This window comes from Bacillus cereus group sp. MYBK220-1 (genome assembly GCF_051916445.1).
Taxonomy (GTDB): domain Bacteria; phylum Bacillota; class Bacilli; order Bacillales; family Bacillaceae_G; genus Bacillus_A; species Bacillus_A cereus.
The window spans coordinates 758,822-782,605 of the sequence record NZ_JBQAGQ010000001.1 but is presented as its reverse complement, the minus strand read 5'-3'; the positions used below and the strand labels follow the sequence as shown (position 1 = coordinate 782,605).

Sequence of the window (23,784 nt, the reverse complement as noted above, 5' to 3'; positions counted from 1 at the left end):
GTGCTCCATATGAATTCAAAGAATAAAAAAGTTTTATTGTTAACAGACATTAAACATGAAATAGAGCCTATTATCCAACAAGTAACTAACATTCAACAAGAAAACATGTTGACTATACACAGCTACGATTCTGTAATTGTACATCCTTATGGAGATATAATGAGATCTATTATTATTGCTATTTATCAAGAAAATGTTGAAGAAATTTTTGTTGTAGGAATAGAGGATAAAGAAACGGATGTAGTTAATCTACAAATTCAACGTAATTCCATAAAAAATAACAGGGAACTAGACTATCTCTTTGAAAATTGCATGCCTGAATTTTCAAGTGGTAGCCTTGATGAATGGCTAAGTGGAAAAGAAAATGTTAGTGAAAATATTGAGAAGAGTATAGATATGATTTGTCATCATCCACTAGTACCGTCTGATGTTAAAGTTTATGGTTTCAAGATTGATAGAACAGGGGAAAAAGAAACGGTTGTTAAAGTTTCTGTTAATAAAGTAGTGAAACAAATGCATTCTTATGTGTAAGTTATCGATAGATAAGCAACTTTTATTTGGTAGATACTATAATATGTTAAATATTTGGAGTTGTTTCCTTTAAAAAGAGTAAAAGAAATCTTCTATAAATGGAGATCTTTTGCTCTTTTTATAATAAAAATAAAAAATTATTTGACGTTTTTTCGAAAAAAATTTTTAAGACAAGGCTTTTAGGTTTATGAAAACCTTTATTCATGATAGCAAGATAATTTTGATAAGAAGTATATAGTAAGAATGATTTGGAGATACCGATGGGGATATAACTATTTTATTTAGGACGGTGCAATTAAAATGGATTTACAGAAAGGGAAATTATATTGGAACACGACTTTTTCTAATACACCTTCTTATCCTCGTTTGGACGAAGATATAAAATGTGACGTACTAATAATAGGAGCAGGAAGTTCGGGTGCTCAATCAGCATACTATTTGAGTGAATCAGATTTAAATATTGTTATCGTTGATAAAAGAAAGGTAGGACATGGAAGTAACCTTACAAATACAGCACTTATTCAATATTTAGGTGATAAGATGTTTTTTGAACTTGTAAATACATTTGGGGAAGAGTATGCAGTTAAGCATATGAAATTATGTGAACAAGCTATTAATGATATTGAATATGCTGATCAAAACTTGCCTTATTGCTCTGACTTTAAACGACGTGACAGCTTATATTATGCAAGTTATGAAGAGGATATAAAGAAATTAGAAAAGGAACTGTATTATTTACATAAGCATGATTTTAAAGCGGCTTGGTTATCAGAACAACAAATTGGACAGAGATATCCATTTAAAAAACGTGCAGCTATTTATACGTATAATGATGGTGAAATAAATCCTTATAAATTTACACATAGTTTATTAGAACAAGCCTCTAATAAAGGAGTTCACATTTATGAAGATACAGAGATTGTTGGCAAAAAGTTAGAGAAAGAATGTGCTATCTTTTATACAAAGGAGGGCAATTCTATTACTGCCAATAAAGTAATTGTGGCTGCAGGATATGAAGGATTGGAATTTAAAAAGGAAAAGAACGCTACACTGATTAGCTCATATGCAATTGTTACTAATCCTGTGGAAGATTTATCTTCTTGGTATAAACGCACTCTCATTTGGGAAACTGCGAGACCATATATTTATATGAGAACTACTGCAGATAATAGGATTATTATAGGTGGATTAGATGAAGATACAAACATTGCTCAAGAAAGAGATTCAAAATTAATCCATAAAAAAGAGAAATTAGTGAATGAATTTAATAAGCTCTTTCCCAATATAACAGTTGAACCTGAATTTTATTTAAGTGCTTTTTATGGTGGTACTCATGATGGTTTACCTATAATTGGAATGTATGAAGAGTTTCCAAATTGTCACTTTATCTATGCGTATGGAGATAATGGATTAGTTTATAGTATGGTACTTTCTAAAATTGTTCGAGATATAATTATTAACGGTTCAAGTCCAGATTTGCATTTATATTTACAAACTAGACCAAAACTAAATGAGTAAACTGCATGTATACAAAATCATAGTAGTAAGGAGCTTATTTAGGGTTCCATTATAAAAAAACGCTATTTTAAATGTATTAGTTTCATGTGACTATTTGTTATGTTTATGAATGCTTAAATAAAGCATTCATAAACAATATTATTTGTTAAATCCATTCATTTTACTAAGTTCAGTTATTTGTATAATCCATTCTTTTTTTAGGTAGGGTAGAGTTGCTTGGATATGATGATATTCCCATTCTTCCTCAATGGTAGGGTAAAGATTAAATAAGTATTTTTCTTCATTATTTGTTACACTTGCTTTAGGATTGCCAGTAAGTTTAAAATAAATGTCGCACCATCCGCTATAGTTTGTTAACATGAATAAAAAATTAGGACATGTGAATTCGATGAGGTATATTTCTTTTTCTAATTGAATATCTGATAGTAATTCTCTTGCAGTCTCATAAGTAGGCTTCTTTTGGTAACCATTGCATGAATGCCATGCCCAAATGGGGAAATCTATAATAAAGTCAATACCTTTCTGTTTCATGTGTCTTACAATGTATTTATATGCTGTGCAATCTTCTTTACTAACAAAAATAGGATCGGTTATAAGCTTACCTTCATTCAAAAGTGTATTTATGGCATTTTGGTTTTGAAAAGTCCATAGGATTGTTGAATCTATAGATGTATTTAAGTTTGATTGTTTATAAAATTGTTTTTTCATCTTTCTCTCCATTTTCTTTTTTATTTTATAAGAGTTTAAGATAAGTACAAAGTGCATTATATTTTTATCTTTATTAAGAGTTGGAAAAATCTATTAAAGATAGAAGAGTTTGTTTGCAATTACAAAAAATGATTCTTATAATCATTTAAAAATAACAGAAGTATTTGTTCTAATAAAGAATGAATTTTGCTTTAAGAATGGGAAAGGATAGCCATGCAAAATAAAATTATTGTTATGTTTCAAAAAGATTTTCGTTTATATGATAACCCAGCTCTATTTGAGGCTGTTCAGTCTGGTGAGGTTCTTCCTGTATATATACAAGAGGAAACTTTTTCAATAGGAAGTGCGTCAAAGTGGTGGTTGCACCATGCTGTAATAGATGTAAAGAAGCAACTTGAGGCATTGGGCTCTACTTTAATAATTCGTAAAGGACGTACGGAGGAAGAAATACTTTCTCTCATAGAGCAATTAGATATAACGGCTGTATATTGGAATATTTGTTATGATCCGGACAGATTACAATCTAATCAAAAAATGAAAATGATGTTAGAGGATAAAGGTATTATCTGTAAAGAATTTAATTCGCATTTATTATTAGAACCGTGGATTATTAAAAAGAAAGATAACACTGAATATAAGGTGTTTACGCCTTTTTACAATGCATTTCAAAAGCAGGTAATACTTAAACCTATTAGCAGAGTGCAGAGTATAAAGTGGGGAAACTCTTTACCAGCAAGCTTATCTGTTTCAGAATTACAATTGTTGCCGACTATACCGTGGACATCTCATATAGAAGTAATATGGGATCCGACAGAAGAAGGGGCATATAAAACATTCAAGAAATTTTTCTCTAGCAAATTAGCCTCTTATAGTGAAGGAAGAGATTTTCCAGATCAAAATGTCCATTCGATGTTGGCACCACATCTTTCATTTGGTCAAATATCAGTAAAGCTAATGTTTCATTACTTAATAAATAAAAGTACCGAAAGACAATGTAGTCTTTTTGAAAAACAAGTTAATAGTTTTATACGTCAATTAATTTGGCGAGAGTTTTCTTATTATTTACTATACCATTATCCATTTACAGTATATAAACCTCTTAATAAGAGCTTTGAACATTTTCCGTGGAATAAGGAAGAGGAGTTATTAAGAGTATGGCAAAAGGGGAAAACGGGTTATCCGTTTATTGATGCGGGAATGCGAGAACTATGGCAAACAGGTTTTATGCATAACCGGGCAAGAATGGCTGTAGCCTCTTTTCTTGTAAAGCATTTGTTAATTCCGTGGCAAAAAGGAGCAAAATGGTTTATGGATACACTACTAGATGCTGATATTGCAAATAATACAATGGGATGGCAATGGGTTGCTGGAAGTGGAGCAGATGCATCACCGTACTTTCGTATTTTTAACCCAATCACACAAGGAGAAAAGTTTGATAAAAATGGAGAGTATATAAGAAGATGGGTACCAGAATTAAGAGGTATACCGAATAAGTATATACATAAACCTTGGGAAGCACCTGAGCATATTTTACAAAAATCCAATATAAAACTTGGGGATACATATCCTTATCCGATTGTTGATCATAAGGCAGCACGGGAGAGAGCCCTTTGTGCATATAAAAGTATGAAAGAATTTGTATGAAATAGGTTAAACAATATGTATTTTGAATTTTAATATTAGAATTTTATCCAGTACAAGGACATACTAATCATATAAAGTTTCTATAATCTTCTAGTAAAAAGGAGAATGTTTATGAAAAAATCTAGTATTATAGTATTTTTACTAACATATGGTTTGTTTTATGTTTCTAGTGTTTTATTCCCTATTGATCGTACTTGGTATGATGCGTTAGAAAAGCCGTCTTGGACACCTCCTGGTATGACAATCGGAATGATATGGGCTGTATTATTTGGACTTATCGCATTATCAGTTGCAATTATTTACAACAACTATGGATTCAAGCCAAAAACATTTTGGTTTTTATTCCTTTTAAATTATATATGTAATCAAGCGTTCAGCTATTTTCAATTTAGCCAAAAGAATTTGTTTTTAGCAACAGTAGATTGTTTACTAGTCGCTATTACTACGTTACTTCTCATTATGTTTTCTTCCAATTTATCTAAAGTATCGGCATGGTTGCTAATACCATATTTTTTATGGTCTGCATTTGCTACATATTTATCTTGGACAATTTATAGTATAAATTAAAGACGGAACTAAAAACTTGAGCATAATAAAAGTGCTCGAGTTTTTATGTTTATTAATGATAATCTGAAATATAGAATATATACATCTTAGGGAGGTCATCTTTTTGAAAAAATGGATAAAAATTGTTCTGTACTCTTTACTAGCTATTTTAATCGTCGGAAGTATTACTTTTTTAACTTGGTCTCAGTTTACTTATAAACCAACGAAAGAGGCTTTGTCTTTAGTAGATGATAAAAAAGATGAAGATTATATAGTTTTTGGAGAGAAAGATGCAAAAATAGGAGTTATTTTTTATCAAGGAGCTAAAGTAGAAGCCGAGGCTTATAGTTACTTAGGAGAAGCTCTTGCAAAAGATGGGCATTTTGTAGTAATGCCTAAGTTACCATTAAACTTAGCGATACTTGGAATAAATGAGGTAGATAGTGTAATTGAACAGTATCCTGAAGTTCAAAAATGGTATGTTGCTGGGCATTCAATGGGCGGAGCTATGATTTCTAGGTATGCCTTTCAACATGAAGAAAAGGTAGACGGGATTATTTTCTTAGGTTCGTATCCTGCAGATGACTTCTCTACGAAATCGATTCCAATGTTATCAATTTACGGGGAAGTAGATGCTTTAGCAACTGTTGAAAAAATAGAGAACAATAAAAAGTTCATGTCAAAGAATACTACTATGCACATGATAAAAGGGGGAAACCATGCTCATTTTGGCATGTATGGTGAGCAAAAAGGTGATAATGCGAGTTTAATTACGGCAAAAGCACAACGAGATGAAACAGTAAAAGTAATTGAACAATGGTTATTGGAACAATGATAACGAATTTAATAAATCTACCGAAAGAATTTTCCCAACGGTAGATGGGAGAGAGAATAAAGAGCCAAATCGTACGAAGTGGCTCTTTTATTTATTGGCTATCTCCAATTGTCCCCTTATTTTCTTCGGAATATCCTCTTTAGAAATGATATCGTAAGAATACACATACTTTCCTTTCACATGAAGTTTTAAGTAAGTTTTTCTTATAAAATCATTAGGCGTGTTCGTTCCAACATTATATTCTTTTTCATTGCTTAATTCATCAACAGCTTTTAGTGAGTACATAGCTTTTCCTTTTTGATGATAATCCGGAACACCATATCCTTTCGCAACGGCGTATACATTTTTTTCTTCAGCAATCGGATTAAATCTGTCTAAATCCCCGCGTAATATGAAAGGTAGTAAGTATATAGGAAGGCCTATTCCTAGTATGCAAAGTACAAATTTTTTCATGGTCGTTTCTCCTCTTGTTCATTTACAGGATTCAGTATAGAAAAAAATTCTTATGAATATAGAGGGAAATTTCTTAAGGTTTTCTTAATAAAGTTTAACCGTGTGAAAAAAACTAACTTGAGCATTAAGCTTACGGAATGAATAACCAAATAACTTGTTTTCCTTATTTTTTGATATTTCTTAAGAACCTATCAAGAAATAAGTGAGTTTTAGGATTTAGAATAAATGTATCTTACAGTAATAAGAGAATTATCTAAAAAATTAGAGTGAGAACAATTAAAGAAAGCATCTAGTGGATTGCTTTTTTCTTTTGGAATAGAGAATCACATGTGTCAGTTACATGTAATACGGCACTGTGCTTCTATGTCACTGAAAAATCCAATGATAAAAAAAGAGGGGGAAGGCATTTTTTATTGAAGTTTGTTAATGATAGATTTTTAACTAGTTAGGGGGGGATCGTAAAATAGATTATTAATCTCTTTCATAATTTTTATTTTCCTTATAGTTGGCATATTGTATTAGAAATTTTTAATTTTGAAAGGAGAATCAATAATTATGGGTAAGAAAAGAAGAATAAGTAATAAGTTATTACTTGTCAGTGCAATTTTTACAATAGCAATTCCCTCAGTCTCATATGCGGAGGAAGTAATTTCACCTGAAAATTTTACGAGTTCTTCAAGTTTGTATGAGGGACGGAATACGGAAGTATTGAAAACAAGCTTATATCCTGATACATATAACTATCCGTTTAACTACCAATTTAGTTCGAAATTAAAGGAAGCAAACACAACTATAAAAAAAGTAGACAATAGTGATGATGAAAATCCTATTATATCTACTACTCTTTCATTTATTCGCCATATGAATAGTGAAGATTATAAATCTGCATTTGATTTAACCTCAAGGTCATTACAGAAAATAATATCCGAAGAATGGCTGAAGAACTATTGGGAGGGACTCCCAGTGCAATTACAAGCAGGTTCTTTTATAGAAATTGGGGAGGTTACACAAAAAGAGATAAATCCTGTTCATACAAATGTGGAGATTCAATTAGTTTTTGAAAAAATGACTGTACCTTTACTAATTAAACTAGATCCATCTGGAAAAATAGACGATTTTCAACTCAGCATGTCGTTTAGTCCTGTTGCAGAGCGTCCATCATATAGTAAGCCTGAGTCATTTGTTGATAAAGAAGTAGTAGTTGGAAGTGGTGCATTTCCATTACCAGGAACATTGTCGGTTCCAAAAGGAAAGGGTCCTTTTCCAGCGGTTATTCTTGTTCAAGGATCAGGAGCAACTGATCAGGATGAAACAGCGTTTGCTTTAAAACCATTTCGCGATTTAGCTGAAGGTCTTGCATCGAAGGGAATTGCTGTCCTTCGCTATAATAAAAGAACTTATGAACATGGGTTGAAAACACAATTCAGTCCCTTTTATACAGTCGATAAAGAGACAACAGATGATGCTCTTCTTGTAACTCAATTTCTTAAAAATGAGCCTCTAATAAATAAAAATCAAATTTATATTTTGGGTCATAGTCAAGGTGGAATGATGCTTCCGAAAATGATTGAAAAAGACCAAAATAAAAATATTGCTGGAGCAATTGTAATGGGAGGGCCAGCTCGTACGATCCAAGACGTTGTTTTAGATCAATTTGAGTACCTTTTCTCTATTGGAGCAATGAACCTGGATCAATATAAATTCTACAAATCGCAATTTGAATTATTAAATGATCCTAATTTCTCTGGTCAGAATCCCCCAAAAGATTTTTACTTAGGATCAGCAGTATTTTGGGATTCTATACGGAAAATTAAAGCGGCAGAAATGTCAAAAGAACAAAAGACACCGCTTCTTATTATTCAAGGAGAAAGAGACTATCAAGTTCAATCAAAAATTGAAATTCCTCTTTGGAAAGAACAATTAAAAGAACGAGATAACGTAGATTATCGACTATATCCAAAGTTAAATCATTTCTTTACAGAGGGTGAAGGGGAAATAAGTAAGCCAAATGAATATTATAGTCCTGCTAATATCCCTGAGTATGTTATAAATGATATTGCTGCTTGGGTGCAAGACAGATCGCAATTAAATTAGCAACCATATGTTTTAATAAAGACTTTCTTTCCGTAATCAAAATAGAAATATTTTGATTAGGTTGTATGTTTTTTTAAAGCACTCTTTGAAAAGGAGTGCTTTTTTATTTTGCTATGATTTCTATAAAACAATGGGCTTACCTTCCAAACAAATCGTTATTTGGAGCGCTTTTATCAAAGCAAAGTTCTTGTGACATTTCTTTGATATTAAAAACATGAATAACCTATTGTGTAAAATTTTTTGAAAATTTAGGTTTAACATCTTTAAAATAGGTGTATTACATATTACATAACAACTAAATAAAAAAATAAAAAATCTAAAGGAGGAAAGATACGATGCATACGAATGAAAGAAAAACGGTAGTTTATGAATATCAAAATGAACAGGAAGTAGTTATGAAAGTAAAAGAGCTAGAATTGCAAGGGGTTCGCCACGATGACATTTATGTTTTAGCACATGAAAAACATATAACAAAAAGGATTGCGGATGATACAAACACAAATACGATTGGAGTAAAAGAACAAGGATTGGGAACAAGTATTATCAACTTTTTCTCCAAAAAAGGGGACGAACTTCGAAATCAAATGGAAGAAATGGGGTTGTCGAAGGAGGAAGCTAACTTATATGAAGAAAAACTAGATCAAGGGAAGATTTTACTCCTAGTAACAGCTGAAGTACCAATGGCGAATGCTAGGCAGCCGCAAAACTATCATTCTCTGTAATAGATTGCAACATCTGATAAATAGGTAAGGTAATTATTTTAGGTTGTAGCATGGAAGAAAATAAAAATAGAAAAGGATGAGAAAAATGAAACATACAATATTTAAATATGCTGTGATTGGAATTACGACCGGAGTCATCGTCTCCCTATTAAAAAAAGAAAATCGGAAAGCTATACAAACAAAAGGAAAAAGCGTAAAAGAAAAACTACAAGAAGGAAACATAAAGGAAACATTGGAGAAGGTAACTGAGACAAGTAAACAATTTTCTGTAACTGCAGCTAATGTTGCAAAACAAACATTACCACAACTGCTTACAGCTACACCAGTTGTGATTTCTACCATTAAAGACTTAACAGAAAACGAAAATAACAAAAAGAAAACAGATGAAAAGGATTACGAAATAAATGAAAATAGTAAGAACTTAGACGGGGAAAAAACGAAAAATGAAAAGAAATATGTGAAAGAAGGGAAAGAAGAGAGTGCCTAGATGTAACTCTAAAAATAGAAAGTGAGGAAAAAAGTATGAAATCTCTGTATGCAATTGATGTAGGAATTGGCTTTACCAAAAGGGCATATCGCCAGGATGTAGATTCTGAGATGACGGTTAAGAGTGAAGCTTCCACACTAGCCCCTGTACCTAATCATGCTGAAAGTGAAGATTTAACAAAGGTAAGTTTTATAGACTTAGACTTTGCATACTACATGGGAAATGAAGCACATCAATCTGACGCTTCATTTCTTCCTCCATTTGACGAAGAAATAGAAAATTATTATGAAAGCGAACGATTTAAACAACAAATATTTGGTTGCATTGCAAAGGATTATAAAGAAAATGTCGTGTTACCTTTAGTTGTTACCGGGCTTCCCATCAGTTGTTTTGGTAGTCAGCATGAGCAATTACAACGTGCACTAAAAAAAGAAACTTCCGTGCAAATTGATGGGAAATTTATTCATATTACGGTGGAAAATGCTTTGATTCTTCAGCAACCGGTCGCTTTACATGCCTATTTCTTAAAAGAGGGAATCATTCAGGAACGAGATCGCATCTTAATTATTGATGGTGGATTTCGCACATTAGAAATGACAGATATGAAACAGAATCTCATTTTAAATCATTATGAGACGGAACTAGGATGTAGCAAGCCTTTGAAAAATATTAAGAATATCGTGCAGAATCATGAGGGTGAAAGTAATCAATTGCATATTAACGACATGCCAAACATATTAGAAAAAGGATATGAATGTCGAGAAGAAAATCATGAGACAAATCAGGTTCATACTTTGATTCAAAAAGAGTTGGATGCACACTTCCAAGACGTCATGCGTGTATTACAAGAACAATTTAAGTTAGAACAGTATAACACTATTATTTGGACAGGAGGAATAGTAGATCTCCACAAAAAACGAATTGAAAAAATGCAAAGTGAAATTTCTTCTTTCCGTATGGTAGACGCTTCGAAAGAGGCTGCACTCCATGGATACTATATTATTGGGAGTCAAGTATTTGACGACATCACCAATCAATCTGCATATGAATCCAAATTATAATAACGACTGAAATGGAGTTCGTTGAATAGACGTGCCAAATTATGTAGCTTCTTTTCCATATATAATAAATTCTTTATAAGAAAAGATAAAAAGTGCTTGTATAGAGGAAATGTTTAAAATTGAGAATGAAAATAACTAATATATAGGGGGTCTTTCTTTTAAAAGAATAAGGCCTCCTATGTCATTTATTTTGTAATTTAGATGATCTAAAAACTTTTCCTCCAAGACATGAATACCTACATACAAATGTCATATTACGGTTATGATTCGATTAAACATAAAACAATTTAGAAAGGAAGAATAATATGGAATGCATAAAAATGACGAAATGGAGTTGGTATCATGTGAAAACTAGTGAGCTTGAAAAACTTTCTTCTATAATCCCTCGTGATGTAACAACTTATTTCTCTCAATTTGTAAAGAAAATAAGTTCTCCTTGTGAAAATGGATTATATGTTTATACGTTATCACCAAGTCAAACTTGTGTATATGGTTCGTTTTTATATGATCAAGATAAAAAGGACGCCAAAATTCAAAAATTTCTTCATTATTTCGTAGCTCATGGAATACTGATAACAGTTCAGGAAAAAGAGGAAGAGGATTTCAAAAAATTAATACATAATTTCCCTATGGGTACAAAAAATTGTAATAGTTCCGCTGAAGGATTATGTGCTATCTTATCAATGTTTATATCTCATTATTTGCGAAAGGTTGACTACTTTGAAAACAATTTCAGAAATGTATTATGGGATTTTTATCATCATAATAACATAGCAGTTTTAGAAAGGATTTATCATATTCGTCATGAATTATTTATGAACACACACGTGTTTCGCTTAATACAAGAAGTGTTACAAGGCCTAAAAGAAGCTTGGTTAGAAAAACTAACAAACACCCTTTGTTATAAACAAACAAGCGTAAAATTAGAGCGTGGATTACAACTCGTTAAAGAGTACCAAGAAGAATTAGACACGATGATTCATTTGCAAGAAGTTGTTTCTTCTCATCGTGGGAATGAAATTATGAAAGCTCTTACTGTATTAACTGCTGTGAGTACGCCTTTGACAGCCTTAGGAGCATTATGGGGTATGAATTTTAAATACATGCCTGAACTAGAATGGAAATATAGCTATTTAATCGCTCTCTTATTTATTATTTTCACAACAGGGGGGATGTATATGTATATGCGATTCAAAGGATGGACAGGTGACTTATTACGAGTAAAGAAAAAGAAATCTTTTTTTAAATCTAATTAATCCTGTTTATAAAAAATATGATAGATATATGATTTGTAATATTTATTAATCGAGATAGCACCATATCCCCATCAAGTTAAAGTTTTGATGTCCCCGTAATGATAAAAATGGTGAATATTTATATGAAAGATTAGAGCTCTCCTTCTTGTAGGAGAGCTCTAATCTTTGTTTAAAAACTATATCATATACTCTGAAATTTGTCCGGATTCAATTTAGAATATGGCAAAAGAGAACTTGCCATTAAAAACAAGCTCTCTTTAAAAGAAATAACGTAATTGAGATACTTATATAGTAACAATTGTTTTCTTCTAATTCCATATGTCATATGTTGAGAAATAAATTATGATTGGATTGATAAAGCTAAAATGAATGATTGACATAATATTTTGACGATAATATAATGAATCTCGAATTCAAGATAACTTGTAAAGGATTGGTAATTATGAGCGTGATTAACGATGAGAGCTTATCTTTAAAGTTATTTGTTATATTATCAAGGGCAGTACAGTCAATTACTAAGCGTATTGAAGAGGATATAAAAAGTTATGGACTTAATCCAACTGAATTTGCAGTGCTTGAGCTACTGTATAGTAAAGGCGATCAGCCTATACAAAAAATTGGAGACAAAATATTACTTGCAAGTAGTAGTATCACGTATGTAGTGGATAAGTTGGAAAAGAAGCGGTTCTTAATACGAAAACCATGTCCTAAAGACCGCCGTGTCACGTATGCGTCAATTACTTCAGAAGGTATTGAATTGATGGATATTATTTTTCCTCAGCATAAAGAGGCGATTCGGCAAATATTTGGTGGTTTGGACTATATTGAGAAAAAAATGATAATCGAAAAGTTGAAAAAATTAGGGTATTATGCACTCGAACTATAAATTTTTAGAAATATATCTCGAATTAGTAATGTCCTAATTAAATATAAATTAAATAAATAGGAGGAAAAATTAATAAATGGTAGTAAATTTATTATAATACAAAATGAATAAAACGTGTAATTTCAATTGGTATAGTATGAAATAAAGTTGTTATGTTAACGTATACATATCGTCCTTTAAATTATAAATCTTTCATAAAGCGGAGAGTGGGTATCAAGAATGGAATTACGTCATTTAGAGTATTTTATTCAAGTTTGTAATAATAATAGTTTCACTAAAGCTGCGGAAGTTCTAGGTATTTCACAGCCGACTTTAAGTCAACAAATACGAGTTTTAGAAGGTGAACTTGATACACCCTTGTTTCATCGAGTTGGAAGAGGTATCAAAATGACAGAAGCGGGTAAGCTGCTATTTGATAAAGGAAAATTTATCATGCAACAATTTGATGACGTTTATAATGAAATTTTTGAATTAAAGGGTGTAAAAAGAGGTGTGATTACTATAGGAGGTTTATTAGAGGATCTCACTTATTTAACACCTTATATTATGAAGTTTCAACAACATTATCCCAACATTGTAGTAAAGATTATAGAATCCGAAGTTGCTGTAAATCAAATCGTTGACAAAAATATTGATTTCGGGATTACACGTAGTGCTCAAATTCCAGATACATTAACAAACACCCTTTTGTATAGTGAAGAGCTCGTCCTTGTCATTCCAAAAAATCATCCTTTGAATGAAAAATCATTTGTTTCTTTTCGAGAATTAGTAGGGCTCAGTAGAGTAATGGTTTCATGTAGTTGTCGTGAATCTATTAAGATATATTGTGAGAGTTTAGGGTTATCTTTATCTGAAGCAAATATAGAAACAAAATCTTCTATTTCTCTATTGAGCCTTGTATACAATGGACATGGGGTTGCTATAATACCTCTTTCACTGGTTAACTTTGTTAATAATGATACTTTGAGCATAGTTCGTATTACTGATCCAACACCAAGTCAAGATATTAATCTTATACACTTTGATGATAAATTTTTAAGTTTTGCAGCACGCATCTTTATGCAGAAGTTAAATGATTCTCAAAAAGTATCAGTGTAATAGAAATAATAATGATTTTAGTGTAACAATTGAAAAATTAAGATCTATATTAAAGTCAAAGGGCAGTGGATTTATATGTGTGGTGTAGTCGATCAAAAAGGGGGATACCATTGACTTTTAATTAAGGAAAAAAGGAAAGACTTTGCAAGGAGAGAAGGCTATCAAAAACAAGTTAAGTTAATCAATCAATTCTTCGGTCTTATCGTATAGTAACAGATTCCATGTAGGGATATACACTGCTATTTTGAATTTATATATCCTTATTGTAGAAAGAAAACCACCGGCATTATACCGGTGGTTTTGATTTAGAAAGCAAAGCAAGTACAACCAATACCCCATTTAGTTCCATCTTTTCCTATTACGGTATGAGTGTGTTGATGGAGAGGGTTACTACAACTATGTAACTTGTTATCATGGGAATCGTGAGAAAGTATAGTGTTGGCTAGGTTAGCACCACCATACCCATAAACGCCCGTCGGTGACCAATCAGGTGATGCTGGCGGCAATTCAGGTGATAAGTTTTTAAATTCATTATTTCCATAAACAACCTGCCCACCCATAATGGTGAGCAATGATTCAAGGTCTTTGATTTCTTCTTCCGGCACAGTAAAGTAGTCAGCAGACAATACAGCAATATCAGCAAACTGACCGACTGCCAGGGTTCCTTTTTTACCTTCATCACCAGAGAACCACGCACTTCCTTTTGAATATAATTCCAGGGCTACTTTTCTATCAAGTTTATTTTTTTCATCGTATATGGAAAGCCCACCAATGGTTTTTCCAGCAACCATCCAGTAAAGAGCAACCCAAGGGTTATAGCTAGAAACCCTGGTTGCATCACTACCGGCGCCAACAGGTATACCAAGGTCTAACATACGATAAATCGGAGGAGTATGCTTTGCAGCTTCCTTTCCGTATAAGTCAACAAAGTATTCACCTTGAAAAGCCATGCGGTCTTGGATGGCAATACCGCCATTTAAAGCCTTAACACGTTCCATACTACGATCTGAGATTGTTTCTGCATGATCAAACCACCAGCGTAGCCCATTAAAAGGAATTTCTCTGTTAACTTCCTCAAATACATTTAAGAAACGTGTGATTGACTCGTCATAAGTTGCATGTAAACGGAATGGCCAACGGTTTTCCACCAATAGAGAAATTACTTTCTTTAAGTCGGCTTCCATCATCGTAGCTAGTTCGGGCCGTGGCATTTGAAATTTTTCAAAATCAGCTGCAGAGAATACTAACATTTCTCCGGCACCATTCATTTTATACTTATCATTTCCTTGACCTGGAGAAACAATTTTTGTCCATGAAGCAAAGTCTTCATATTCATGATTAGGATTTTGCGTAAATAAATTATAAGCAATACGTAAAGTTAATTGTTCCTTCTCGGCTAAATGTTCAACAACTTTGTAGTCGTCAGGATAATTTTGGAAACCGCCACCTGCATCAATGGCACTTGTAATACCTAATCTATTTAATTCACGCATAAAATGGCGAGTTGAGTTAATCTGGTCGTCAAGATTAAGTACTGGAGCTTTACCCAAACTTGAATAAAGAATAGAAGCGTTAGGGTTAGCAATTAAAAGGCCCGTTGGATTACCTCTTTTATCCCGCTGAATTAAACAGCCTGGAGGATCTGGGGTATCTTTCGTGTATCCCAGTGCACGTAGCCCTGCACGATTTACAAGTGCTCTATCGTAAAGATGTAGCACAAAGACAGGCGTGTCTTCAGAAACAGCATTAATCTCTTCTAATGTTGGCATCCGTCTCTCTTTAAATTGAAATTCAGACCAACCTCCAACTACTCTTACCCACTGAGGAGCAGGTGTACGTCTTGCCTGTTCTTTGAGCATTTCTAGAGCAATAAAAAGTGATGGTACGCCTTCCCAACGTAATTCCATATTATAATGCAGACCACCACGAATAACGTGTATATGAGAGTCATTCAGGCCTGGAATAGCTCTCTTTCTTTTAAGGTCTATTTTTTTTGTTTTTTCCGTGGCACTATTAAGAAGCTCATCTCCACCTACTGCAGTGACTAAACCATCAGTTATGGCGATAGCAGATACCTCAGGCTGAGAAGGGTCAAGGGTAGTAATTTTTCCGTTGTATAAGACCATATCCGGTACATTCATATTCACACCTCGTCTACTTCCTATTATTTTGTAACCATGGATGAAATAATTTACCGAAAATCGGCATGACTACCCATGATAGCAAGGACACGATACATACAGAAACAAAAAAAGCTGACATAATAGGATTCATATGTTTTATAATAGGTCCTATCACTTTAGGAACTAACATGCTAAGAGGCCATACACCCAGAAGGGTAACGATAGACATTTTCCATTTTGGCGGTGGAACTGGCGTTTTCGGAGTAACAAACCAATAAGCCAAACTGCTTTCAGTTTTGTAAGTTGGATTAGCGGCTTGAAATTGCTCCGCCGTTTTTAACAAATCCCGGCGAACATCTGATTCTTGCCAAGTACGTAGATGCTCATACGTATCAAAGCGAAAAATAACAGTATACTCTCTGGATTCGTTACTTGGGACTATTAGATTTACACCTAAATGTCCTGGGAATTTAGTAGCCGCAGCCTCAATTTCATGTCTCCATGTTTCAAACTGTTTTTCTCTACCTTCTTGAATTTCCCATGTAACAATCGTTGTTACTGGATTGCCGGCATCCATCGTGTTCCCTGTATAAGTCTCTTCGACAGCTACTCCTTCTTGGTTCATATTTTCCTGCTTGGAAGCGCGCCATGCACCATAGTATATGCGTATTCTACACCTTGACCATAAGCACCAGTGTGTTCCTTTACAATCTCCATTACAGCATCATAAGTGTCTTTGTGTGCCCAGTCACGTTGGTATTCAAGTAAAACTTGAATTGCTGTTACTGGAATTGCACCAGCTTGTTCTACACGACGCATAGCAGCGTTATGTGCTGTCAAACTAGTACCACCTGAAGCATCATCAACTGCATACACCTCATAGCCAGCTTTAATTGCTTCAAGCACAGGGAACGCAAGGCAAACTTCAGTCCAAAGTGCTGCAAATATTAATTTCTTTCTACCGGTTGCTTTAACTGCCTCAACAAATTTCGGATCTTCCCAAGAGTTCATTGAACTACGTTCTATAATTTCATGGTTTGGGAATATATCAAGAATTTGTGGCCAAAAATAACCAGAAAAGCTGCGTGTTTCAACTGTAGTAAGAATAGTAGGTACGTTAAAAGTTTTTGCTGATTTAGCAAGTAGCATAACGTTATTAATCAATGTTTGTCTATCAATACTTGCAACTCCAAAAGTCATTTGAGGTTGAAAATCAATTAAAATTAAGGCACTGTTCTCCGGATTTAACAATTCTAAATTACTCATAATAAAACGCTCCTTTTTTAATTGTTTATTGAAAGTAATGTATATTCTGTCAATTAAAGCTCTGCTATACTTTTTAATTTAAATTTAGTGCTGATTTAATCAGCACTAAATTTATACTATCTACTTTAAAAAAGGTGATTTAAAGCTATTTCCTTGAGATACATTTATGCATTTTGTTTACTAAGATCTCGCTGAGCTCCCCTATAGCTTCCAATTATATTTTGATAGCCTGGAAGATTGCTAGCAAGCAAATTGCCAAAACCTTCGACATCGTTGCGCCAATCGCGTTGTAATTCGCAAGCTACGCTAAACCAGTTCATAAGTTGCACGCCACTATGTGCCATACGAGTATTGGCAGCATCTGCAACTTGTTTACTGAAAGTTCCTGAAGCATCAGTAACAGCAAATACTTCATATCCAGCTTTTGTAGCGGAAAGTGCAGGGAAAGCAACACAAACGTCCGTAACTACGCCCGCGATGATAAGTTGCTTTTTTCCAGTTTCTTCGATTGCTTTTACAAAATCATCATTATCCCATGCGTTAATTTGTCCAGGTCGAGCTATTTTTGGTGCATGAGGAAAGAGATCAACCAATTCTTGCATTAAAGGTCCGTTAGGCCCGTTTTCAAAACTTGTTGTTAAAATAACTGGTAAATCAAAAAACTTAGCAGTATGAGCAAGAGCTAAAACATTGTTCTTGAATTCATCAACACCATAGTCACGTACTAGTCCGGACATAAGACCAGTTTGATGATCTACTAAAAGCACGACAGCATCGTCTTTGTTAATACGAGAATAGAGATCAGTCATTATGTATTCCTCCTAAAAATTAAGTAATCGAAGAAAGTTTAAATAGTCGAATACTATCATAAGTTTCTTCGTTTATAACTAAGCTGACCAATAATATTGGTTATAGCAGCATTCATAGAACATGAAGTGCTATACAAATTTATAGTATTTGAAAACTGATTCGTTAATCAATTCTAAATTATCTATAATTCGTATAGGTCGTAACTATAGTTGTTTTCACTATAAAATAGATTGGTTTTACCTATACATCCTATAGATAGAACAATATTGATAGTCACCTATTTTTGTTATTACAATTGAATAGGAGTAATGTTCAGTAATTATTTTATGATGAAAAAGGTATTAGAGGGGGGATTGTTCCAAAAGGAGAAAATGAATGCATTGGAACAATAGAGTTTCATACTTAGAGTTCACAACATAAACGTGCATGAATAGGTTATGACATTCATCCAGATTATTGAAGAAAAGGATACATATTAGAATATTTTTTGGAGGTAGAAGCATGGCTAAAATTACTGTAGGAACCGAAAATCAAGCACCAATTGAGATATATTATGAGGATCATGGCACAGGAAAACCAGTTGTACTCATTCATGGTTGGCCGTTAAGTGGTCGATCTTGGGAATACCAAGTTCCCGCTCTTGTTGAGGCTGGATACAGAGTTATAACATATGATCGTCGAGGATTTGGACAATCATCTCAGCCGTGGGAAGGGTATGAATATGATACCTTTACTTCTGATTTACATCAACTATTAGAACATTTAGAGCTTCAAAATGTCACACTTGTTGGTTTTTCTATGGGTGGAGGCGAAGTAGCCCGGTATATTAGTACGTATGGAACAGATCGTATTGAAAAGGCTGTTTTTGCTGGAGCAGTACCTCCATATTTATACAAATCAGAGAATCATCCTGAAGGGGCATTAGATGATGCAACAATTGAAGCATTCAAAAGTGGTGTGATAAATGACCGCCTTGCATTTCTTGATGAATTTACTAAGGGATTTTTCGCGGCTGGTAATCGAACAGATTTAGTTAGTGAGCCATTCCGTTTATATAATTGGGATATTGCAGCCAGTGCATCACCTAAAGGAACACTTGATTGTATTACCGCCTTTAGTAAGACAGATTTTAGAAAAGACTTGGAGAAGTTTAATATACCTACTCTTATTATTCACGGTGATTCTGATGCAACTGTACCATATGAATATAGTGGGAAATTAACACATGAAGCAATTCCTAATTCTAAAGTGGCCTTAATAAAGGGTGGTCCACATGGGCTACATGCAACGCATGCTAAAGAATTTAATGAAGCACTCCTATTATTTTTAAATGACTGATTACAACTATATAATTGTTAATTGATAAATTATAAACAAGTAAAAAATAAAGCTTTATAAAAGATGCTCTTGGATAAATCCAGGAGCATCTTTTTAAATGGTGATATTGAGATGTTAGGTTGATAAATCTCCATTAATTTTGGATTGAATACTCTTCTTAACAGCTAAAATATATTGATTAGAGTTTTTTAGATTTCTTAGAAGTATTGTTATATTACTATCAAGATAATATTTTGAATAATCCTCAAAACAAAGAAATATACATTTTTCTGAGGAAGAAATATCTTATCAGAAAACAATAAAATCTTATTAATTTTTATAATTGGTAGAATTTTTGTGGAAATAATTCTCTTAATATATTAAAATAACATCGTATTATGTCAGATTTTAATTAGGGGAGAGAAATTTTATGTTGAAAAAAATCATTCCAGTTGCTTTAGCATTAAGTACAGTTACTTTTACTAGTGTATTTGCTGCGCCTTCAATCCAAGCAAGTACAGAACAAAACCGCTACATAGATGTACAAATGCTCGGTATTAACGATTTTCATGGGCAACTAGACACTGTAAAAAAAATTAACAATAAAGATGCAGGGGGAATTGAGTACTTAGGGGCTTATTTACGTGATCGTGAAAAACAAAATCCGAATACATTAAAGGTACATGCTGGCGATGTTGTTGGAGCAAGTACTCCTGTTTCAGCATTATTACAAGACGAACCTACGATTGAATTTCTAAATGATTTGAAATTCGATGTTGGAACGATAGGAAATCATGAATTTGATGAAGGTGTTGAAGAAATGAACCGCCTTATTTATGGTGGATACCATGAGAAAACAGGAAATTTTAAAGGAGCAAAATTCCCATATGTTGCTGCAAATTTCTATAATAAATCCACCGGTCGTTTATTTTTACCACCATTCACTATAAAAAAGGTACAAGGAGTTCCTGTTGGCTTTATCGGAGTCGTAACAACGGATGTTCCTAACCTTGTTATGCCTACTATGCTAAAGAATGTAGAAATTACAGATGAAGTTGAAGCTATTAACAAATCCGTAAAGCAATTAAAAAAACTAGGCGTTAAATCTATCGTTGTTCTTGCACATAACGGAGGTATAACAGATGGGAACGGCGTAACAAATGGTGATATCGTCCGATTAGCAAATGAGACTGATCCAGAAGTCGATGTTATTTTTGGTGGCCATAGCCACACCTATGTAAATGGAACTGTTAATAATAAACTTGTCGTACAAGCAAATTCATATGGTATGGCTTTTGCTGATGTTGATGTAAAGATTGATCGTAAAACACAAGATATTGTTGAGAAAAAAGCAGAAATTGTTACAACTTACCATGAAGGCATGGAGCCTGATAAAAAAATCAAGAAGAAGATGGAGAAATATCAAGCAAAAATCGCACCTCTTGTTAATGAAATTGTAGGTAAGTCTATTGCTCCACTAGATCGTAAACTCAATACGGCTGGTGAATCTACTCTCGGAAATTTAGTTGCTGATGCTCAGCGTGCAACAATGCAATCCCAAATTGCACTTATGAATCCTGGTGGTATTCGTAATGACTTAGATGCTGGTGATATTACATGGGGAGAGATATATGGTATTCAACCATTCGGAAATCAATTAATAAAAGTAAATTTAACAGGTCAAGACATTCGTGATATTTTAAATCAACAATGGCAAAAAGACATAACAAGAATGCTTCAAATTTCAGGGATCCAATACACTTGGGATGCGAACAAGCCTAATGGAGAAAAAGTAACAAGTATTCGCTTAACAAATGGAGAAGAAATTATTCCTTCTAAAACTTACAGCGTCGTTGCGAACGCATTTCTAGCTTCAGGTGGAGATGGATTTGTATCCTTTAAAAACGGTAAAGATGCTGAAACAGGACCAACTGATTTTGAAGCATTAGTAGATTATATAAAAAAATCAAAAGAACCAATTCAGTCTATTATTGATGGAAGAATTCAAAAGATAAATTAGTTTTTTATTAATCTCAAAAACAACTAGATTACCTGTGCGCTATACTCTTTAGTGTGCAGGTAATCTATTTTTTTGATTTGAAATAGTCTAACTGTGGCCAATGGGTATACCGTCTAGATGCAGAGTGCCGAAAAAATGAAGTGAACAAAAAATAACCCCTAAATTAACTCTATGATAAAGAGACTACAAACAATCAAAATTTGGAACTTCATATTAACCATATATTAACTACGTTAATAATACATACTGAAATTGAATACTTTAGATAACATCATCTATAACGAATATCTGCACATTATAATGTTATGCAATGAGGAATTTACAATACAATGAATTGAAGCTTATTTAGTTTTATATTCGTATAAGTGAATTAAGAATTTCTTAAGAACCTATTAAGAAATAAGTGAGTTTTAGGAACTAGAATAAATGTATCTTAACAGTAATAAGAAAATGAATGTTTTAAACGGAAATTGGCAGAGTATGTAAAAAAGCTATAAGTAAATATTTCAGGAGGTTTTTTATGAAAAAGAAAATAATTATTGCAATTGTTGCTTCTGCTATAACAATGACTCATTTTGTAGGAAATACTTATGCAGATTCGAAAACAGAGGTTTCTGTTACAGCTCCCTACAATACAAATCAAATAGCGAAATGGTTAGAAGCACATGCAAAGCCTTTAAAAACAACTAATCCAACTGCATCTCTTAATGATTTGAAACCACTTAAGAATATGGTAGGTTCAGCTTCAATTGTAGGTTTAGGTGAAGCTACGCATGGGGCTCATGAAGTTTTTACAATGAAACACCGCATTGTTAAGTATTTAGTATCTGAAAAGGGCTTTACCAATCTAGTTTTAGAAGAGGGATGGGACAGGGCCTTGGAACTTGATCGATATGTTCTTACTGGTAAGGGAAACCCAAGCCAACATCTAACACCTGTATTTAAGACGAAAGAAATGCTAGATTTACTTGATTGGATTCGGCAATATAATGCTAATCCAAAACATAAATCGAAAGTACGTGTCATCGGGATGGACATTCAATCAGTAAACGAAAATGTTTATAATAATATAATAGAATATATTAAAGCAAACAACTCAAAACTGTTGCCTAGAGTAGAAGAGAAGATAAAAGGGCTTATTCCTGTAACAAAGGATATGAATACTTTTGAAAGCCTTACGAAAGAAGAAAAAGAAAAGTATGTTTTAGATGCTAAACAAATTAGTGCTTTATTAGAGGAAAATAAAAGCTATTTAAATGGGAAATCTAAAGAGTTTGCATGGATAAAGCAAAATGCTCGTATTATTGAACAGTTTACTACAATGTTAGCGACACCTCCTGATAAACCATCGGATTTTTATTTGAAACATGATATTGCAATGTATGAAAATGCGAAGTGGACTGAAGAACATTTAGGAAAAACGATTGTATGGGGACATAATGGACACGTTTCGAAAACAAATATGCTTTCTTTTATATACCCTAAAGTAGCAGGGCAGCATTTAGCAGAATATTACGGAAAACGGTACGTATCTATTGGAACGTCAGTTTATGAAGGGCAATATAATGTCAAGAATAGCGATGGTGAATTTGGCCCCTATGGAACATTAAAATCGGATGATCCAAACAGTTATAACTACATTTTTGGACAGGTCAAAAAAGATCAATTTTTTATTGATTTACGTAAGGCGAATGGCGTGACAAAAACTTGGTTAAACGAACAACATCCAATTTTCGCTGGAATAACTACCGAAGGGCCTGATATACCAAAAACTGTTGATATATCATTAGGTAAAGCATTTGATATACTTGTTCAAATTCAAAAAGTGAGTCCATCTCAAGTACATCAATAAATTTAGAATTATGTGCCTTAATGACAAATTTCATAGTGTTTCATATAACACAATGAAATTTGTTCTATATAGCAAGAAGAATAATCGCATTAGAAAAAATTAGCAGTTTAACCTGTTAAGAGTAAAACGAATCTTCAATATGTAAAGCGCAAAAACACTGAAGCGAAAAGCATCGGTATTTTTTGCGCTTTCGGGCACAGATGCTACTTCAATCCTATTGTAGAAGTGATTTTGTATGTAAGGAATTTGTAAGGAATAGGTAAGAAAAAAGAGATTTTCATTGTGTAGGATAAAAATATAAGGAGGCATGAAGGGGGGCAAGTACGGCCTACATATAAAACAAATAATCAGTAACAAGAGTGTTTTAAGGAAAAGAAGTAATTTCTATGGTTAATATGCATATGGAAAAAGAGTGATTTAGAGATTGTTAGGACACAATGGTGTTTGTGAAAATAATGATTAGTACGATAATTGCAAATTCAGTGTTGACTTTTATCATTGGGAGAGTTGATAGCTGTGTGGTTAGTATATGACATAGCTATCAACAATCAATACAA

21 protein-coding genes are annotated in these 23,784 nt (G+C 33.1%); 15 read left to right on the top strand and 6 right to left on the bottom strand.

The window, feature by feature from the left end; genetic code table 11:
• Positions 1–9 precede the first annotated feature (9 nt).
• Together ACTFRU_RS03980 and ACTFRU_RS03975 are read left to right on the top strand one after the other, a co-directional pair.
• On the top strand, positions 10–531 hold the full coding sequence (locus ACTFRU_RS03980; RefSeq protein ID WP_290101165.1) for a carbonic anhydrase: 522 nt from the start codon (positions 10–12) through the stop codon (positions 529–531).
• A gap of 300 nt (positions 532–831) precedes the next feature.
• Positions 832–2,049 carry an NAD(P)/FAD-dependent oxidoreductase gene (locus ACTFRU_RS03975; protein ID WP_336457681.1) on the top strand — a complete coding sequence of 406 codons (1,218 nt, stop codon included), beginning with the start codon at positions 832–834 and terminating at the stop codon, positions 2,047–2,049.
• Between the two features lie 138 nt (positions 2,050–2,187).
• On the opposite strand, the gene ACTFRU_RS03970 is transcribed toward ACTFRU_RS03975, so the two are convergent.
• Entirely contained in the window at positions 2,188–2,757 is a 570-nt protein-coding gene (locus ACTFRU_RS03970; RefSeq protein ID WP_290101159.1) for a DUF3841 domain-containing protein, read from the bottom strand.
• 213 nt (positions 2,758–2,970) lie between these two features.
• Between ACTFRU_RS03970 and ACTFRU_RS03965 the strand changes: the two genes are divergently transcribed.
• From ACTFRU_RS03965 to ACTFRU_RS03955, 3 genes are all read left to right on the top strand, one after another.
• Complete coding sequence (locus ACTFRU_RS03965) at positions 2,971–4,401, top strand: cryptochrome/photolyase family protein (RefSeq protein WP_440037485.1); 1,431 nt, start codon at positions 2,971–2,973, stop codon at positions 4,399–4,401.
• 111 nt (positions 4,402–4,512) lie between these two features.
• The gene (locus ACTFRU_RS03960; RefSeq protein WP_141402297.1) at positions 4,513–4,968 is read left to right on the top strand and encodes a TspO/MBR family protein; all 456 of its coding nucleotides are present in this window, start codon (positions 4,513–4,515) and stop codon (positions 4,966–4,968) included.
• A 103-nt stretch (positions 4,969–5,071) separates the two neighbouring features.
• Entirely contained in the window at positions 5,072–5,782 is a 711-nt protein-coding gene (locus ACTFRU_RS03955; protein ID WP_016122797.1) for an alpha/beta hydrolase, read from the top strand.
• An 87-nt stretch (positions 5,783–5,869) separates the two neighbouring features.
• Here the strand turns inward: ACTFRU_RS03955 and ACTFRU_RS03950 are convergent, their stop codons facing one another.
• Complete coding sequence (locus tag ACTFRU_RS03950; protein ID WP_006918137.1) at positions 5,870–6,235, bottom strand: YxeA family protein; 366 nt, start codon at positions 6,233–6,235, stop codon at positions 5,870–5,872.
• A gap of 555 nt (positions 6,236–6,790) precedes the next feature.
• Here ACTFRU_RS03950 and ACTFRU_RS03945 point away from each other — a divergent pair.
• The 7 genes from ACTFRU_RS03945 (at position 6,791) to ACTFRU_RS03915 (ending at position 13,839) form a co-directional block, all read left to right on the top strand.
• Positions 6,791–8,329, top strand: a complete 1,539-nt coding sequence (locus ACTFRU_RS03945) for an alpha/beta hydrolase (RefSeq protein ID WP_440037484.1) — start codon at positions 6,791–6,793, stop codon at positions 8,327–8,329.
• 335 nt (positions 8,330–8,664) lie between these two features.
• Positions 8,665–9,051, top strand: coding sequence for a general stress protein (locus ACTFRU_RS03940; RefSeq protein ID WP_000557320.1), 387 nt, complete (start codon positions 8,665–8,667; stop codon positions 9,049–9,051).
• 85 nt (positions 9,052–9,136) lie between these two features.
• Positions 9,137–9,538, top strand: a complete 402-nt coding sequence (locus tag ACTFRU_RS03935) for a hypothetical protein (protein WP_000683215.1) — start codon at positions 9,137–9,139, stop codon at positions 9,536–9,538.
• 35 nt (positions 9,539–9,573) lie between these two features.
• Positions 9,574–10,599, top strand: coding sequence for a ParM/StbA family protein (locus ACTFRU_RS03930; protein WP_086389137.1), 1,026 nt, complete (start codon positions 9,574–9,576; stop codon positions 10,597–10,599).
• 305 nt (positions 10,600–10,904) lie between these two features.
• On the top strand, positions 10,905–11,855 hold the full coding sequence (locus tag ACTFRU_RS03925; protein WP_368936004.1) for a magnesium transporter CorA family protein: 951 nt from the start codon (positions 10,905–10,907) through the stop codon (positions 11,853–11,855).
• A 442-nt stretch (positions 11,856–12,297) separates the two neighbouring features.
• Positions 12,298–12,741, top strand: a complete 444-nt coding sequence (locus ACTFRU_RS03920; RefSeq protein ID WP_000111426.1) for a MarR family winged helix-turn-helix transcriptional regulator — start codon at positions 12,298–12,300, stop codon at positions 12,739–12,741.
• A gap of 219 nt (positions 12,742–12,960) precedes the next feature.
• On the top strand, positions 12,961–13,839 hold the full coding sequence (locus ACTFRU_RS03915) for a LysR family transcriptional regulator (protein WP_000423188.1): 879 nt from the start codon (positions 12,961–12,963) through the stop codon (positions 13,837–13,839).
• Positions 13,840–14,144: 305 nt separating this feature from the next.
• Here the strand turns inward: ACTFRU_RS03915 and ACTFRU_RS03910 are convergent, their stop codons facing one another.
• The 4 genes from ACTFRU_RS03910 to ycaC form a co-directional block, all read right to left on the bottom strand.
• Positions 14,145–15,980, bottom strand: coding sequence for an amidohydrolase (locus ACTFRU_RS03910; RefSeq protein WP_049108392.1), 1,836 nt, complete (start codon positions 15,978–15,980; stop codon positions 14,145–14,147).
• A gap of 13 nt (positions 15,981–15,993) precedes the next feature.
• Positions 15,994–16,587: an antibiotic biosynthesis monooxygenase gene (locus tag ACTFRU_RS03905; protein WP_242321210.1), complete on the bottom strand. Its 594-nt coding sequence runs from the start codon at positions 16,585–16,587 to the stop codon at positions 15,994–15,996.
• On the bottom strand, positions 16,584–17,228 hold the full coding sequence (locus ACTFRU_RS03900) for a hydrolase (protein WP_000067162.1): 645 nt from the start codon (positions 17,226–17,228) through the stop codon (positions 16,584–16,586). The genes ACTFRU_RS03905 and ACTFRU_RS03900 overlap by 4 nt, the downstream gene beginning before the upstream one ends.
• A gap of 164 nt (positions 17,229–17,392) precedes the next feature.
• A complete protein-coding gene (ycaC, locus tag ACTFRU_RS03895) occupies positions 17,393–18,037 on the bottom strand; it encodes an isochorismate family cysteine hydrolase YcaC (RefSeq protein WP_086389140.1) in 645 nt (214 codons plus the stop codon).
• A gap of 502 nt (positions 18,038–18,539) precedes the next feature.
• Here ycaC and ACTFRU_RS03890 point away from each other — a divergent pair.
• The 3 genes from ACTFRU_RS03890 to ACTFRU_RS03880 all read left to right on the top strand — a co-directional run bounded on the left by ACTFRU_RS03890 (position 18,540) and on the right by ACTFRU_RS03880 (position 23,227).
• Positions 18,540–19,376, top strand: coding sequence for a bromoperoxidase (locus ACTFRU_RS03890; RefSeq protein ID WP_139848957.1), 837 nt, complete (start codon positions 18,540–18,542; stop codon positions 19,374–19,376).
• A 409-nt stretch (positions 19,377–19,785) separates the two neighbouring features.
• Positions 19,786–21,375, top strand: a complete 1,590-nt coding sequence (locus ACTFRU_RS03885; RefSeq protein ID WP_016122791.1) for a bifunctional metallophosphatase/5'-nucleotidase — start codon at positions 19,786–19,788, stop codon at positions 21,373–21,375.
• A 520-nt stretch (positions 21,376–21,895) separates the two neighbouring features.
• Complete coding sequence (locus tag ACTFRU_RS03880) at positions 21,896–23,227, top strand: erythromycin esterase family protein (RefSeq protein WP_440037483.1); 1,332 nt, start codon at positions 21,896–21,898, stop codon at positions 23,225–23,227.
• Positions 23,228–23,784 lie beyond the last annotated feature (557 nt).